1 protein-coding gene is annotated in these 1,792 nt (G+C 33.8%); it reads right to left on the reverse strand.

The window, feature by feature from the left end:
* Nucleotides 1-115 precede the first annotated feature (115 nt).
* Complete coding sequence (locus tag F6K13_RS31545) at nucleotides 116-1,555, reverse strand: sodium:solute symporter family protein (protein ID WP_124146840.1); 1,440 nt, start codon at nucleotides 1,553-1,555, stop codon at nucleotides 116-118.
* Nucleotides 1,556-1,792 lie beyond the last annotated feature (237 nt).

The raw sequence follows: 1,792 nt of genomic DNA on the forward strand, positions 1-1,792 counted from the left end.
GTACCATAATTATCAGAAAATGATGCAGCTTGGGCAGATACTTGGTTCCAACAACAAGGATTAAGATAATAATACAAAGGATAAAAGAAATGTCATTCCTGTTCCCTGTTATAGACTAATTTTTTGGCAAATTAATTAGTCTTCCGACTACAATTATTAATGCACAAACTAATACTATCGGCACCACGGGCAAAAATCCTAAAGTAAAACTTTGAGGAATCATACCTATCTGAAAACCAATAACTGCTATCTCTCCAAAAATAATCGAAATTATACAGCTAATAGGTGAAATATTTTTTCCATATAAAGCAGCAATAACTGTGGGAAATAATACTGCTAAACCTGTAAAAGATTGAGTGGCGATCGCTGCAATTGTAGCTGGGGGGTTTGCTGCAAGAGTTAAACCTATTATTGCTAAAATAACAATTAATATTTTCCCGACAAAAGTTTGTTCTGCAAGAGTAGCTTGGGGACGAATATAAATAATATAAATATCTCTAGTAATCATGGAGCTTAATGCTAAAAGTTGTGAATCAAGTGTTGACATAAATGCTGCTAAGGCACCTACCATTACTAATGAAGCAATGCCAGTAGATGTATATTCTCCTAACATCATGGGAAAAATTTTATCTGCTTCTTTTCCTACTAGGTCGGGAAAGTTAAGATGACCCCACATTCCGATTAAAACAGGACAAATAAATATTAAGGCAGTAATTAAGGGATATAAACTAGCAGAAATTTTGAGGGAATTAGCAGTTTTAGGAGTATAAAATCGCATAAACATTTGGGGAAACATCGGTACACTTAAACCCCAAATAAACATATAACTAAACCATTTATGGGGAGTGAAAAAATTATTCATTCCAGAGCGAGAGAAAAGTTCTGGTTTTAGTTGATAGACAGTGCGATTAGCTTCAGAAAAACCTCCGAGACTTTGAGCGATCGCTACTACTGCTACTATCATTAAAACTAACATTAAAATTCCTTGCAAAACATCGGTTAAAGCTACACTTCTCATGCCTCCTAAAAACACATACAATACAATAATAAAGGTTAAAAAAGCTGCTCCCCAAAAATAAGGAATTTGCCCGTTAGTTAAATTTTCAATAATATAACCTCCACCGATTGGTTGTAGGGTTAAGTAAGGTATAGTAAAAATTATCATTACTGCTAAAAATAATAATTTTAGTGGTTGACTAGGGAGGCGACTTTCAATTAATTCTGATGGGGTAATGAAGCCTTTTTCTTTTCCTAAAAGCCAAACTTTATAACCGATCAAATAAAATGTAATTCCTACTAGGGCAGTACCAAATCCCATCATGGGATAATAGCTGATACCAATACGATAACCAGCACCAGAAAATCCTAAGAAGGTAAAAGCACTAAAATTTGTGGCAATGAGAGTGAAAAATAAAACTATGGAATTAATTTTTCTATCTGCGAGGAAGTAATCTTCTGGAGTATTTTCTTGGCTGCGATAACTTATAATTCCGATGGCTAGAGTTGAGAGTAAATAGATACTGATGATTAAGTAGGGAATTAGGTTTTCTCTCACGATTTATTCTCCTTTTTAGATTCAGTTTTCCAGAATGTTTGAGAGAAAATCAAAATAGCACAAGCGAGAATAATTTGTAAAGCAATAAAATAGAAAACCCATGTTGGTAGATGGAGAATTGAAAAGGAAATTGTTTGCTTCCATGACCAAAAATCTAGGGAGAGGAGGAAAATTACGGTAAAGCAGAAATACCAGAAATAGGCAGAGTTGAAAATGTTTAGGTTTTTCATATAGTAA

The organism is Okeania sp. SIO2B9 (genome assembly GCF_010672505.1).
Classification (GTDB): domain Bacteria; phylum Cyanobacteriota; class Cyanobacteriia; order Cyanobacteriales; family Microcoleaceae; genus Okeania; species Okeania hirsuta.